This window comes from Streptomyces sp. S186, assembly GCF_051603415.1.
GTDB lineage: Bacteria > Actinomycetota > Actinomycetes > Streptomycetales > Streptomycetaceae > Streptomyces.
The window spans coordinates 2808956-2822467 of record NZ_CP193932.1; the positions used below are offsets into that span (position 1 = coordinate 2808956).

General features: G+C 72.6%; 13 protein-coding genes and 1 tRNA gene. 7 read left to right on the forward strand and 7 right to left on the reverse strand.

Translation table 11 applies throughout. The features are described 5' to 3' along the window. Nucleotides 1-228 precede the first annotated feature (228 nt). Nucleotides 229-300, forward strand: a tRNA-Arg gene (locus ACRAS8_RS11540). Between the two features lie 80 nt (nt 301-380). Here the strand turns inward: ACRAS8_RS11540 and ACRAS8_RS11545 are convergent. The 3 genes from ACRAS8_RS11545 to ACRAS8_RS11555 all read right to left on the reverse strand — a co-directional run bounded on the left by ACRAS8_RS11545 (nt 381) and on the right by ACRAS8_RS11555 (nt 3283). Further along, nucleotides 381-761, reverse strand: a complete 381-nt coding sequence (locus ACRAS8_RS11545) for a DUF6083 domain-containing protein (RefSeq protein WP_438485852.1) — start codon at nt 759-761, stop codon at nt 381-383. Between the two features lie 188 nt (nt 762-949). Then, nucleotides 950-1915, reverse strand: a complete 966-nt coding sequence (locus ACRAS8_RS11550) for a GNAT family N-acetyltransferase (protein WP_438485853.1) — start codon at nt 1913-1915, stop codon at nt 950-952. Between the two features lie 69 nt (nt 1916-1984). Further along, nucleotides 1985-3283, reverse strand: coding sequence for a cytochrome P450 (locus ACRAS8_RS11555; protein WP_438485854.1), 1299 nt, complete (start codon nt 3281-3283; stop codon nt 1985-1987). A gap of 517 nt (nt 3284-3800) precedes the next feature. Between ACRAS8_RS11555 and ACRAS8_RS11560 the strand changes: the two genes are divergently transcribed. The 3 genes from ACRAS8_RS11560 (at nt 3801) to ACRAS8_RS11570 (ending at nt 7626) form a co-directional block, all read left to right on the forward strand. Next, entirely contained in the window at nt 3801-5159 is a 1359-nt protein-coding gene (locus ACRAS8_RS11560; protein ID WP_438490423.1) for an FtsW/RodA/SpoVE family cell cycle protein, read from the forward strand. Beyond that, entirely contained in the window at nt 5156-6610 is a 1455-nt protein-coding gene (locus tag ACRAS8_RS11565; protein ID WP_438485855.1) for a peptidoglycan D,D-transpeptidase FtsI family protein, read from the forward strand. The genes ACRAS8_RS11560 and ACRAS8_RS11565 overlap by 4 nt, the downstream gene beginning before the upstream one ends. Before the next feature lie 233 nt (nt 6611-6843). After that, nucleotides 6844-7626, forward strand: coding sequence for an ABC transporter ATP-binding protein (locus ACRAS8_RS11570; protein ID WP_438490425.1), 783 nt, complete (start codon nt 6844-6846; stop codon nt 7624-7626). Between the two features lie 48 nt (nt 7627-7674). Here ACRAS8_RS11570 and ACRAS8_RS11575 read toward each other — a convergent pair whose 3' ends face one another. Further along, on the reverse strand, nt 7675-8784 hold the full coding sequence (locus ACRAS8_RS11575; RefSeq protein ID WP_438485856.1) for a ferritin-like domain-containing protein: 1110 nt from the start codon (nt 8782-8784) through the stop codon (nt 7675-7677). A gap of 206 nt (nt 8785-8990) precedes the next feature. Between ACRAS8_RS11575 and ACRAS8_RS11580 the strand changes: the two genes are divergently transcribed. The 3 genes from ACRAS8_RS11580 to ACRAS8_RS11590 all read left to right on the forward strand — a co-directional run bounded on the left by ACRAS8_RS11580 (nt 8991) and on the right by ACRAS8_RS11590 (nt 11011). After that, nucleotides 8991-9917, forward strand: coding sequence for an AurF N-oxygenase family protein (locus ACRAS8_RS11580; RefSeq protein ID WP_438490427.1), 927 nt, complete (start codon nt 8991-8993; stop codon nt 9915-9917). Between the two features lie 79 nt (nt 9918-9996). After that, nucleotides 9997-10737 carry a TetR/AcrR family transcriptional regulator gene (locus ACRAS8_RS11585; RefSeq protein WP_438485857.1) on the forward strand — a complete coding sequence of 247 codons (741 nt, stop codon included), beginning with the start codon at nt 9997-9999 and terminating at the stop codon, nt 10735-10737. A 10-nt stretch (nt 10738-10747) separates the two neighbouring features. Continuing rightward, complete coding sequence (locus tag ACRAS8_RS11590; protein ID WP_438485858.1) at nt 10748-11011, forward strand: hypothetical protein; 264 nt, start codon at nt 10748-10750, stop codon at nt 11009-11011. Nucleotides 11012-11090: 79 nt separating this feature from the next. On the opposite strand, the gene ACRAS8_RS11595 is transcribed toward ACRAS8_RS11590, so the two are convergent. From ACRAS8_RS11595 to ACRAS8_RS11605, 3 genes are all read right to left on the reverse strand, one after another. Next, complete coding sequence (locus ACRAS8_RS11595; RefSeq protein WP_438485859.1) at nt 11091-12344, reverse strand: styrene monooxygenase/indole monooxygenase family protein; 1254 nt, start codon at nt 12342-12344, stop codon at nt 11091-11093. 65 nt (nt 12345-12409) lie between these two features. Then, on the reverse strand, nt 12410-12970 hold the full coding sequence (locus ACRAS8_RS11600) for a GTP-binding protein (RefSeq protein ID WP_438490428.1): 561 nt from the start codon (nt 12968-12970) through the stop codon (nt 12410-12412). Nucleotides 12971-13061: 91 nt separating this feature from the next. Beyond that, nucleotides 13062-13496, reverse strand: a complete 435-nt coding sequence (locus ACRAS8_RS11605) for a DUF742 domain-containing protein (RefSeq protein WP_438485860.1) — start codon at nt 13494-13496, stop codon at nt 13062-13064. Nucleotides 13497-13512: the final 16 nt, after the last annotated feature.

Consider the following 13512-nt stretch of genomic DNA (forward strand, 5'->3'; position numbering starts at 1 on the left):
CTAGGCGCGCATCTGTGGCTGCGTCCCGGTTTTGCCCACTTCCGCCCCCGTGCGAGGGACCTTTCGGCGACCGCCGCCGCGGCGCCCGCGGCATGCGCTAAGGGCACCCTTCCCTGGCCGCCCGGACCGCCTCCGTCCCCCGCCCCCGCGGCCGCCCCACAAAGCGTTCATGACCACCCCATCGGAGCTGGTAGTGTTCTACCCGTCGCCGCAACGAGCGGCAACAAAGCCCCCGTAGCTCAGGGGATAGAGCAACGGCCTCCGGAGCCGTGTGCGCAGGTTCGAATCCTGCCGGGGGCACTTCGAGTGAAGTGCCGGAAGACCCCGCCATCAGTGGAGACGCTGAGGTCGGGGTCTTTTTGTGTGCGTGCGCGGGGGCGTCAGGCGGTGTCCGGACAGTGCTGCGGGGGTGGTCGGCGGGCGGCTCGGTGGGCGTTCTCGTGGCGCAGCGCCGTCAGCCGGCGCCAGGGGTCCGGTGGCGGTAGCGCCGGGCAGGCCAGCTCGTGGTCGATGCGGCAGCGCTGGTCGGGAACGGGCGGGCAGACGCCGTAGAGAGCCACCTGCCCGTCGGACAGCTCGATCCAGCGGTGGTCCGGCGGCACCGTGTGGGCCAGCGGGGTCATGTCCGGTTCCAGCAGGATCTCCTCGTGTTCGAGCGTCGGGACGCGGTCGCACGGCAGCCCGCAGCGCGGGCAGCGGGACTGCGGGCGACGGGACGGTGTGCCGCCGGGGCGGCGTGGCCGGTCTTCTGAAACCCCCATAGGGGGAGGGTGGGTGGCCGGGGCGCGTCTGCGTAGACCACTGGTCGGACGGGACGGGTGAGGCAGGCGTCCCCCGGGGAAGCGGGAGGCGATGCGGCAGGTTCCGCGGGTAACTGGCGGCCGGGGAGCGGTGGCTGAGAGCCGACGGGGGCGGTACCGCGGGGCCGGGGGCGCGGTATGCCAGCGAGCTAATCACCGCTGGGCCATCCGTCGCTCAGGGCCCAGGTGGGGGTCGGCAGGTCCGCGGGGAGCACCAGGGGTGGTGTGCGCACCAGCCAGCCGTCCCGGCGTGCCGACTCCTCGAAGATCCGGATCTTGCGGGCGAGCCCTTCCGGATGCCCGATGTCGCTCGAACCGGGGGCCGCCTCCCATGCCCGTGCGTCGCGTACGAGCGGCCGGCCGGCGAGGGCGAGGTGGAGCGCGAGTGTGGTGCCGGCGTAGAAGAGGGTGGTGTCGTGGCGCTGTCGCTCCGCGGCTCGGCGGCGGTACTCCGGTGTGCGGCGCAGGCGCAGTGTGTCCCCGTCCCGGCCGGCGTGCAGCAGCGGCACCATCGTGCCGCCGTCGTCGACGGAGAAGGTGAGGCCCTGGGGTGTGCGGGCGACCTCGTAGCGCGGCAGGCGGGCGAGCCGCGACAGGCCGAGGTCGTGTTTCCAGCTCGTCACCCACAGGCCGCGCGCGAGATACCAGCGGATGGTGGGCTGCCACACCCAGTGGGTGTGCAGCTGAAAGCCGTTCAGCCCGGCGGCCAGGGCCGCGTGGTGCACCGCGTCCAGGGCCCGGCGGGCGAGGCCCGTGCGGCGGGCGGCGGGGTGGACGTACAGGGAGGAGAGGCCGAGGCAGTCCCAGCCGCGCGGCCAGGTGTCGAGTGCGAGGGTGCCGGCGGGCGAGCCGCCGGCGTCCAGCAGCCAGTACCTCCGGCGCCAGTCCTTTTCGGCGAGCCGGTCGGGCGTGGCGGGGCTGCGCAGCCTCTCGCGCAGGCGGTGCTCGTCGGTGGTGGTGAGCGCGTCCGGTTCGGCGGTCTCGCCGAGGGCGAGCTCGGCGAGCGAGACCAGCTCCCAGCGTGCGAACCGCGGCCCTTCCTCCGGGAGTACCGGCCGCAATCCGCCCGAGGCGCCCAGGAGTTGGTGGGCGCGCAGCGTTTCTTCGTCCCTCATGTGCGTAACCGTACGGTCACGCACTGACAACGCGGCGTCCGGCGGGCGGAGCGGCCACCCGCCCCGGGGTCAGCCGTCCAGTCGTACCGGCAGGGAGTCCAGGCCGTAGACGATGGAGAGCTTGCGGAAGGCGAGGTCCTCCGGGGGGACGGCGAGGCGCATACCGGGGAAGCGGCGGACCAGGGCGGGGTAGGCGGCGCGGAGTTCCATGCGGGCGAGTTCGGCGCCCACGCAGCGGTGGATGCCGTAGCCGAAGGCGAGGTGGGAGGGGACCTTGGGGCGGTGGGGGTCGAACCGTTCCATGTCGGGGCCGAGTTCGCCGTCGCGGTCGGCGCCGCTGAGGGAGCACAGGACGACATCGCCGGCGGAGATCCGGACGCCGGCGATCTCCAGGTCCTCGCGGGCGAAGCGGGGGAAGGCGACCTGGACGACGGTGAGGTAGCGCAGGAGTTCCTCGACGTAGGCGTCGACGGCCTCGTCGCCGTCCTTGAGGGCGGCGAAGTGCTCCGGGTCCTGGAGGAGGACCAGGGCGCCGAGCGCGAGCATGCTGGCGGTGGTCTCGAAGCCGCCGGTCAGGACGCCGTCGGCGAGGCCGGCCAGCTCTTCGTCGGTGACCGAGTCGCCGTGTTCGCGGACGATCATGCCGAGCAGGCCGTCGCCGGGGTTGGCACGCTGCTTCTTGACGACCTCGCGGAAGTAGGAGAGCGATTCGGATATGGCGCCGAAGGAGGCGTTGGCGCCGCTGAAGAGGTCGAAGCGGGCGGCGCTGAGGCGTTCGAAGTCGTCGCGGTCCTCGTAGGGGACGCCGAGCAGCTCGCAGATGACGAGGGAGGGGATGGGGAGGGCGAAGGCGGCGACGAGGTCGACCGGGTCGCCGTCGCGGCCGGCCTTCTCCATGGCGTCGAGGCGCTCCTCGACGATGTCGTGGATGCGGGGCGTGAGCCGGCCCAGGCGGCGCATGGTGAATTCGGGCGTGAGGAGCCGGCGGAGGCGGGTGTGGACCGGCGGGTCGGCGAATCCGAGGCCGCCGGGGTTCTGTTCGGCGCCGGCGCCGGCCTTGCCGACGAGGTTGGTGAAGTCGGAGCTGAAGGCATCGGCCTTGCCGAGCACCGCCTTGGCCTCGTCGTAGCCGGTGACCAGCCAGACGTTGGCGGCTATCGGGACCGGGAGCTTGCTGATGGGTTCCCGTTCGCGGACGGCGGCGAGGTCGGGCACCGGGTCGAGGCCGTCGCGGCGCAGGGGCATCAGGACGGAGTCCGGCAGGAAGGACATCCGGGAGAGGTCGAAGCCCTTCTTTCTCGTTCTCGCCAGGTAGAGGCGGCCGGCCCAGGCGAAGATCCGGGAACGGAGGGTCGTCATGGCGCTCATACTGCCTTTCGTCGCGGGGGACGGTCACCCGCGCTCGGCCGCCCCCGTGGGCCGAAACGGCGCGGGACCTTCACTGGCGTGCTCGGTGTCGTACGCCACAGCCCCTCGCGTGCGGCGCCATGGCGCGTGTCCATGGCGTCGACCGGTGCGATCGGTCGTCCGCATCAGCGTGACGAGCTCGGCCTTCTGCTTTTCGTTCTGACCGAGTTTACAAACTGCCATTGGCCTCGTTCACGGAACGGCCGGGACCCACTCCTGTCAGGCCCCTGATTCTTCCCCTAGGGGGCGTGTCCGGGGCCGGGAAGTGGCGGGTGTCACCGCGACGACCGCGGCACTGTCGGGTGATATGGGCAAATTGCTGCATTTTGCTTGCTACGTTGCGGTTGTGGATGTGGCGGACAGGTCGGGTGGGTGGGACGGGGCTGATGCGGCCGAGGTACGGGCGAAGCCGGCGGGCGGCCGGTGGACGGGGGATGCTTCCCCGGCGCCATCGCCGCCCAGGAGGCGGGGCGTCGAACTGGCCCTCCTCGTAGGCGCCGTGCTCATCAGCGTCTGCGGCTATCTGGCGGTGGGGGCGGCGCGGGCGCACGCGGTGCCGGCCGGGGCGCTGCGGTACGCGGCGGGCCTGGGCGGGCTGGCGCTGCTGGCGCACCTCGTGGTGCGGTTCGGCGCGCCGTACGCCGATCCGCTGCTGCTGCCGACCGCGGTGCTGCTCAATGGGCTCGGACTGGTGCTGATCTTCCGGCTCGATCTGGAGACGCCGGCCGACCGGGCCGCGCCCGCCCAGCTGGTGTGGTCCACCGTGGGCGTGGCGCTGTTCATCGCGGTGGTGGCGGTGCTGCGGGACCACCGGGTGCTGCAGCGGTGCGCCTACGGGTGCGCGGGGCTGGCGCTGGCCCTGATGGTGGCGCCGATCCTCTGCCCGGCGGTCAACGGGGCGCGGATCTGGATCCGGGCGGCCGGATTCTCGCTGCAGCCGGGCGAGTTCGCCAAGGTGCTGATCACGGTGTTCTTCGCGGCGTATCTGGCGGCCAACCGGGAGGCGCTGGCGCACACCGGGAGCGCGGTGTGGCGGCTGCGGCCGCGGGCGAAGGGGGCACCCCCTGCTCGAACGGAGTTGAGAGCCTGGGGGAGGGTGCTCGCGCCGGTCGTGGCCATCTGGCTGGTGAGCGTCGGGGTGCTGGTGCTCGAACGGGACCTGGGGACCTCGCTGCTGTTCTTCGGCGTGTTCGTGGTCCTGCTGTACGTGGCCACCGGGCGGACCGGGTGGATCGCGGTGGGGGTGCTGCTGGCGGCGGCCGGGGCGGCGGCGGTGGGGACGCTGGAGCCGCATGTGCACAGCCGGGTGCAGGACTGGCTGCATCCGTTCGCCGGGATCGCGGCCGGGCGGGGACCCGGGCAGCTGGCGCAGTCGCTGTTCGCGTTCGCCGCGGGCGGCACGTTCGGGACGGGCCTGGGGCAGGGGCACTCGTCGCTGATCGGGTTCGCGCGGAAGTCGGACTTCATCCTGGCGACGCTGGGCGAGGAGCTGGGACTGGCCGGGCTGAGCGCGCTGTTCCTGCTGTACGCGCTGCCGGCGGTGTGCGGCTTCCGGGCGGCGCTCGGGCTGCGCGACGCGTTCGGCAGTCTGCTGGCCGTCGGGCTGGCGGTGCTGCCCGCGCTCCAGGTGTTCGTGATCGCGGGCGGGGTGATGGGGCTGATCCCGCTGACCGGGATGGCGATGCCGTTCCTGGCCCAGGGCGGGTCGTCCGTGGTGACCAACTGGATCATCGTGGCGCTGCTGGTGCGGATCAGCGACCGGGCGCGGAGGCCGCGGCCCGACGCCCCCGCCCGCCCGGCCCGCGCCGCCCCGGACGCCCTCGGGGCGCTCCGGTGACCCGCGCCATCCGGCACACCGCCGCGTTCTCCTTCCTGCTGCTGGCGGCGCTGCTGGTCAACGCCGTGCGGGTGCAGGTCGTCGAGGCGGACCGCTACGCCGGCAACCCGGCGAACCGGCGGGGCGAGATCGCCCGGTACGCCCAGCCGCGGGGCGCGGTGCTGGTCGGCGGGCGCCCGGTCACCGGCTCGCGGGACAGCGGCGGGCGGCTGCGCTACGAGCGCACCTACACCGACGGCCCGCTGTACGCACCGGTCACCGGCTTCGCCTCGCAGACGTACGGCACCTCGCTGCTGGAGCACACCGAGGACGGCGTCCTCGCCGGGACCGACCGCCGGCTGACCCCGTTCCCCTGGTGGGACCGGCTGATCCGCCGGCGGCCGCCGGGCGGCCGGGTCGAGACCACCGTCAACCCGGCGATGCAGCGCGCCGCGTTCCGGGGGCTGGCCGGCCGGAAGGGCGCGGTGGTGGCCGTCGAGCCGCGCTCCGGGCGGGTGCTGGCACTGGTCAGCTCGCCGTCGTACGACCCCGGCGTGCTGTCCGGGAACGGCCGGTCGGTGACGGGTGCCTGGCGGCGGCTGAACGGGGCGGCGGACCGGCCGATGCTCAACCGGGCGCTGTGGCAGACCTATCCGCCCGGTTCGGTCTTCAAGATCGTCACCGCAGCGGCCGCGCTGGACGCCGGGCTGGTCAGGGACATCGACGCGCCGCTGGACGTGCCCGACCCGTACACCCTGCCGGACACCCGCACCCCCCTGGGCAATCCGGCGGAGGGCTGCGCGCACGCGGGACTGCGGGAGGCGTTCCGGCTCTCCTGCAACACCGTCTTCGCGCGGCTGGGGGTCGGGGTCGGGCCGCGCGGGATGACCGAGGCGGCGGAGCGGTTCGGCTTCAACGAGCGGGGGCTGCGGATCCCCTCCCCCGTCACGCCGAGCACCTTCGACACCGGCACGGACCCGGCGCAGCTGGCGCTCTCCGCGATCGGGCAGTACGACACCGCCGCGACCCCGCTGCAGATGGCGATGGTGGCGGCCGTGGTGGCCAACGACGGCCAGCTGACGCCCCCTTACCTCGTCCAGCGGGTGACCGACGCCGGCGGGGTACTGGTCGCGCCCGGAACGCGGCGGCCCACCCGGCAGGTGATGGATCCGGCCACCGCCGAGCAGCTCCAGGAGATGATGACCGAGGTCGTCGAGCACGGGAGCGGGCAGACCGCGGCGATCGACGGGTACCTCGTGGGCGGCAAGACGGGGACCGCCCAGCACGGCGTCCGCAACGAGGGCACGCCGTACGCCTGGTTCGTCGCCTGGGTGCGGGACCGGCGGAGCCACGAGCCGCTGTCGGCGGTGGCGGTGGTCGTGGAGGACGCGGAGGCCGAGCGCGCGGACATCAGCGGGGGCGGCAGCGCGGGGCCGATCGCGCGGGCGGTGATGGCGGCGGGGTTGCGGTGAGGCCGTGGCCCGGAAATCGGGGGTCCGCGCCCGGTGGCCGGTGGCGCGTGGCTGAAAACGGCTCACGTGGTTTCACACATCGGACGGGTGCGCGGAAAGGTGTCGTACGCAGCTAACCTGCCGCGATGACTCGCACGCAGCCCTCGGAACCGCCGTCCTCGTCCGCGTCCCCGTCTCCCTCCCCGTCCTCGGCCGCCCGGCCCACCGCACTCCAACTCCCTGAAGCGGGGCGGGTGATCGCCGCGCTGTCGGGCGTCGGCGTCCGCCGCTACACCACCGGCCAGGTCATCCTCGACGACATCGACTGGACGGTGCGCGCGGGTGAGCACTGGGCGCTCCTCGGTGCGAACGGCGCCGGCAAGACCACCGTGCTGCGGCTGATCGGCGCGCTGATGTTCCCGACCGTCGGCACCGTCGAGGTGCTCGGCCACCGGCTCGGCCGGGTGGACGTGCGGGAGCTGCGCGCCGCCATCGGCCTGGTGTCGAGCGCGCAGAAGGTGCCGCCGGACGCGACCGCGCACACGGTGGTGCTGACCGGCGCGACCGGCACGGTGCAGCCGCTGTGGCGGAAGTACGACCGGGCGACCCGGGAACGGGCCCATGAGCTGCTGACCGAGCTGGAGTGCAAGGAGCTGGCGGACCGGCCGTTCGGCGTCTGCTCGGGCGGCCAGCGGGCCCGGATCCTGATCGCCCGGGCGCTGATGGCCGATCCGTCGCTGCTGCTGCTCGACGAGCCGTTCAACGCGCTGGACCTGCCCTCCCGGGAGGATCTGATCGACGCGCTGCACCGGCTGGCCGCGGGGCGGCCGGAGCTGGCGACGGTGACGGTCACCCACCATCTGGAGGAGCTGTCCCCGGCCATCGGGCGCGCCGTGCTCCTACGGGAGGGGCGGGTGCAGGCGCTCGGCCCGGTGGCGGAGGTGCTGACGGGCGAGCGGATGACGGCCTGTTTCGGGCGGCCGATCGAGGTGTTCAGGCACGAGGGGCGGTGGCTGGCGCGGTCGGGACGGCGGTGAGCGCCGGCGCGATCAGCGGGCCGGAGAAGCGCTGCACCAGGGCCCGGGTCAGTCCGCGGCGGCGCCCCGGGCCATGACGTCGGCGACCTCGGCGGTGCGGGCCGCCTCCTCGGTGGCGAAGCGTTCGGCGTCCAGTCGCTCGGCGAGTTCCTCGTCCTGGGCCATCAGCAGGTCCAGGTTGGCGTCGCCCAGTTCGAAGACGCCGAGGTCCACGTAGGCGCGCTGGAGGCGCTCGCCCCACAGGCCGATGTCCTTGACGCAGGGGACGATCCGGCTGAACAGCAGCTTCCGGAAGAGCCGGAGGAACTCCGAGCGCTCGGTGAGCTCGGCGGCCTCGGCCGGCGGGATGCCGAAGTTCTCCAGGATTTCGGTGCCGCGCAGCCGGTCGCGCATGAGGTAGCAGCCCTCGATGACGAACTCCTCGCGTTCGCGCAGCTCGGCGTCGGTGAGCTGCCGGTAGTAGTCGCGCAGCGCCATCCGGCCGAAGGCGACGTGCCGGGCCTCGTCCTGCATGACGTAGGCGAGGAGCTGCTTCGGCAGCGGCTTGCTGGTGGTGTCGCGGATCAGGCCGAAGGCGGCCAGCGCCAGTCCTTCGATGAGCACCTGCATGCCGAGGTAGGGCATGTCCCAGCGGGAGTCGGCGAGGGTGTCGTCGAGCAGTGCCTTGAGGCTGTCGTTGACCGGGTAGAGCATCCCGATCTTGTCCTTGAGGAAGCGGCCGTAGATCTCCGCGTGCCGGGCCTCGTCCATGGTCTGGGTGGCCGAGTAGAACTTGGCGTCGAGGTCGGGGACGGACTCCACGATCCGTGCGGCGCACACCATCGCGCCCTGCTCGCCGTGCAGGAACTGGCTGAACTGCCAGGCGGCGAAGTGCTGTCGGAGGTCGCCGCGGTCCTTGTCCGTCATCCGGTCCCAGTGCTTCGTCCCGTACAGGGCCATGGCCTCGTCGGGGGTGCCGAGCGGGTCCTTGGGGTCCACCTCCAGGTCCCAGTCGATCCGGGTGGCGGCGTCCCACTGCTTGTCCTTGCCCTTCTGGTAGAGGGCCAGCAGCCGGTCGCGTCCGTCGTCGTACTCCCAGGTGAAGCGGGCCGCGCCGGTGGCCGGCACGGTCCACAGGTCATCGCCCGGGTCCTGCGCGTAGAGCTCTCGGGTCGACACGGCGCCTCGCCTCCTCTGCCCGCCGAACGCCTCGTAACGGACGGGCAGTTGGCAGATTCACACGCTTCTTACCTGCGGGTCAATAAGTCGTGCGGGAGGGATTGACGTCCTTTACTGACACAGAGTCTCATAAGAGGCAGCCGCATGTGACCGCGGGTAACCCCGACTGTGAGGTAGCCAGAGCCATGACGAGCGCGTCCACCGCAATGACCGAGGCGGACATCGGCGTCCTGCGCGACGCTCTCGGGCCGCTCAAGGACCGGGAGCGGGTCGCCGAGCGGCTGCTCGCCTCCTCCGCCAGGCACTCCTTCGACCCGGACACCGAACTCGACTGGGACGCGCCCTTCGAGGAGGGCAAGTGGTTCTGGCCACCGGAACTGGTCTCGCTGTACGGCACCCCGATGTGGCGGCGGATGAGCGAGGAGCAGCGGATCCTGCTCTCCCAGCACGAGGCCGCGGCACTCGCCTCGCTCGGCATCTGGTTCGAGATCATCCTGATGCAGCTGCTCGTCCGGCACATCTACGACAAGCCGGTGACCAGCGCACACGTCCGCTACGCGCTCACCGAGATCGAGGACGAGTGCCGGCACTCGAAGATGTTCGCCCGGCTCATCGCGCGCGGGGACACGCCCTGGTACCCGGTCGGCCGGGTGCACCGGAACCTCGGCCGGCTCTTCAAGACGATCTCCACCACCCCGGGCTCCTTCACCGCGACCCTGCTCGGCGAGGAGGTCCTGGACTGGATGCAGCGGCTGACCTTCCCCGACGAGCGGGTGCAGCCGCTGGTCCGGGGCGTCACGCGGATCCACGTGGTGGAGGAGGCCCGCCATGTGCGGTACGCACGGGAGGAGTTGCGGCGGCAGATGGTGACCGCGCCGAAGTGGTCGCGGGAGTTCACCCGGGTCACCTCCGGCGAGTTCGCCCGGATCTTCGCCGTCGCCTTCATAAACCCCGAGGTCTACACCAATGTCGGCCTGGACAAGCGCGCGGCCATGGCCCAGGTCCAGGCCAGCGGCCACCGCCGCGAGGTCATGCAGAACGGCGCCCGGCGCCTGACGGACTTCCTGGACGACATCGGGGTGCTGCGGGGCATGGGGCGGCGACTGTGGAAGTCCTCGGGACTGCTGGCGTGACGTTCGCGCCCGCGCCCGCGCCCCGTCGAGGGCCGAGCGCCTGTGCGACCGCGAAACCCCGGCGGTTACGCTGCTGTTCATGAACGGCAGCGGCACCGCCCCAGCAGTACCGAGACCCGCCTACCGCAGGCTGAGCGTGGAGCAGCGCCGCAGCCAGCTGCTGGCCGCCGCGCTGGGCCTGTTCGCCCAGCGCGCGCCGGAGGACGTCTCGTTGGACGACGTCGCGACCGCCGCCGAGGTCTCGCGGCCGCTCGTCTACCGCTACTTCCCCGGCGGCAAGCAGCAGTTGTACGAGGCGGCGCTGCGCAGTGCCGCCGACGAGCTGGAGCGGTGCTTCGCGGAGCCGGAGACCGGCCCGCTCACCCGGCGGCTGGGCCACGCCCTGGACCGCTATCTGGCCTTCGTCGACCAGCACGACGCCGGGTTCAGCGCGCTGCTCCAGGGCGGCAGCGTGGCGGAGACGTCCCGGACGACCGCGATCGTGGACGAGGTCCGGCGCGCCGCGGCCGAGCAGATCCTGCGCCACCTCGGCGAGCCGGAGCCGGGCCCGCGGCTGCGCACCACGGTCCGGATGTGGATCACCGCGGTCGAGGCCGCCTCGCTGATCTGGCTCGACGAGGACAAGCAGCCTACCCTCGACGAGCTGCGGGACTGGCTGGTCGACCACTTCGTCGCGCTGCTGACCGCCACCGCGGCCCGGGACCCGCAGACCGCCCGGGTGGTGCGGGCGATGCTGAAGGGCGAGTCCCCCGACGGCCCGGCCGGCGACCTGGCGCGCCGGATCCAACCCGTGGTGAGCGAGGCCGCCCACCTGCTGTGACACTGGACCGGTGCGCAGCGAGAACACCCTCTTCGTCGGCGGTCCCCTGGACGGCCGGATCCTTCCCGTCCTGGTGGGACCCACCGGCCTGCCCCCGAAGACCTACGAGATCCCGGTGCCCCGCGACGACGGGCGGCCGCCGGAGGTGCACCTGTACCGCCGGGTGCCCGGTCCCCCGGGCCGGCTGGGGCTGCCGCGCGGCTGGCAGTACGCCTACGCCCCGGAGGGCCCGGCCGGTACCGGCCCCAAGTGGCCCTGGCGCAGGCGGCGTTGACGGCGGAAGACGGGAGAAACGTCGAGAGGCCGGCGGCCGTCGTGCGGTCCGCCGGCCTCTCGGCCCGTGTCGGGGTCGGTCAGCCGGTCAGCGACGCCAGATAGGCGGCCGTCTTCTCCGGCTCGAAGAAGAAGTTCTCGAAGTCGGACGGGTCGTCGAAGCCGTTGGCGAACCGGTCGGCGGCCGGCGGGAGCTGTCCGGCGGCGCCCAGGAGGTTCAGCACGTGCTCCGGCGGCGGGGCCAGCATCGCGTTGGTCCACTTGGTGACGTGCCGGGCGGTCTGCCAGTAGCGGTCGAAGGTGGCCTGCATCCACTCCGCGTCGAACGGCTTCTCGCCGTGCTCCACGATGGACGCGAGGTACGCCGCGGCGCACTTGGACGCCGAGTTGGAGCCCTGGCCGGTGATCGGGTCGTTGGCGACCACCACGTCCGCGACGCCGAGGACCAGGCCGCCGGAGGGCAGCCGGCCGATCGGGTTGCGGACGGTGGGGGCGTAGCGGCCGGCCAGTGTGCCGTTGGCGTCGGTCAGTTCGACCCCGGCGCTGCGCTCGTACTCCCACGGCAGGAACGTCTTCATCAGCTCCAGCGTGCGCGCCAGGTGCTCGCCGGGGTCCCGTACGCCCTGGAAGGCGTCCACCGGGCCGCCGGGGATGCCCTCCCAGAAGAGGATGTCGGCGCGGCCGGTGACGGTCAGGGTGGGCATCACGAACAGCTCGCCGACGCCGGGCACGATGTTGCAGCGCACCGCGTCGAACTCCGGGTGCTCCGGGCGCGGGCCCATGCCGTGGACGTAGGCGACGGCCAGCGCGCGCTGCGGGGCGTCGTACGGCGAACGGGCGGCGTCCCGGCCGAACATCGACACCAGCTCGCCCTTGCCGGCCGAGACCAGCGTCAGGTCGTAGCGCTGGGCGAAGAAGTCCAGGTCGGAGACGGCCGCGCCGTGGATGACGACCTGGCCGCCGCGCTGCGCGAAGGTCTCCAGCCAGCCGGCCATCTTGACCCGCTGGTCGACGGACTGGGCGTAGCCGTCGAGCCGGCCGACCCAGTCGACGGCCCGCTGGGTGCCGCCGGGCGCCTCGTGGCTGCCGGGGGCGGCGACCGAGACGCCCAGGCCCTCGATGCGCGGGGCCTGCTGCTCCCAGAAGTTGAGCGCCAGGTCACGCTCGTGCTGGAGGGCCGTGTGGAACATGCACTGCGTCGACATCACCCGGCCGGAGCGGATCTCGTCGGCGGTGCGGTTGGACATCAGGGTGACCTCGTAGCCCTGGGACTGGAGGCCGAGCGCGAGCTGGAGACCGGACTGGCCGGCTCCGACGATGAGTATCTTCCGCATGGCGGGGCTCTTCTCTGTTCCTGCGGTTCGGTGGTGCGGGGGGCGGCAGGGGGTGGCAGGTGGGGCTATTCGGGCGTGACGTCCAGCGCGTGGCCGACCAGCGCGAGCAGCGACTCGATGACGGTGGGCCGGCGCCGGGCGTCCATCACCACGACCGGCACCTCCGGCGGCACGGTCAGCGCGTCCCGGACGTCGTCCACCTCGTAGCGTTCGGTCCCCTCGAAGTGGTTGACGGCGACGATGTACGGCAGTCCGCAGCTCTCGAAGTAGTCCAGCGCCGGGAAGCAGTCCTCCAGCCGCCGGGTGTCGGCCATCACGACCGCGCCGATCGCGCCGCGCACCAGGTCGTCCCACATGAACCAGAAGCGCTGCTGGCCGGGCGTGCCGAAGAGGTACAGCACCAGTTCCTGGTCGAGGGTGATCCGGCCGAAGTCCATGGCGACCGTGGTCGTGGTCTTCTCGGGCGTCGCGGACAAATCGTCGGTCGCCTCGCTGGCCTGGGTCATCACCGCTTCGGTCTTGAGCGGGGTGATCTCCGAGACCGATCCGACGAACGTGGTCTTGCCGACGCCGAAGCCGCCCGCCACCACGATCTTGGTGGCGACGGGTGCCTGTGTCCGGTCCATCTGCCAGCTCTGCAGCCCCGCTTCGTCGGCGGCGGCCGGGGCCTCCGGTGCCGCGGGGCCGGCGGCCGGCTCCGGGCCGGCCGCTATCGTGTCAGAGCCTGTGAAGTCCACTCAGCACCCTTTCGAGCAGCGCGCGGTCGGGCCGGCCGGTGCCGTGCCCGGTGCCGTAGACGCGAATCTTTCCCTGGTCGGCGAGATCGCTGAGGAGGACGCGGACGACCCCCAGCGGCATCTTGAGCAGTGCGGAGATCTCCGCGACCGACCGCATCCGGCGGCACAGTTCGACGATCGCGCGCATCTCCGGCATCACGCGGTCGAGCCAGCCCGCGCCGGACGAGGCGGTGAGCTCGCGGCGTTCCTCGGGTGCCTCCAGCGCGGCCACGAACGTCTCGACGAGCAGCACATGGCCGAACCGGGTCCGGCCGCCGGTCAGAGAGTACGGCCGGACCCGCGCGGGTTTCCGGTCCCCGCCGCGTACGGGGAGTTTCGGACGGGAACTCACGGGGCGTTTCGGACGGGAACTCATGCCGGGACCTCGCTTC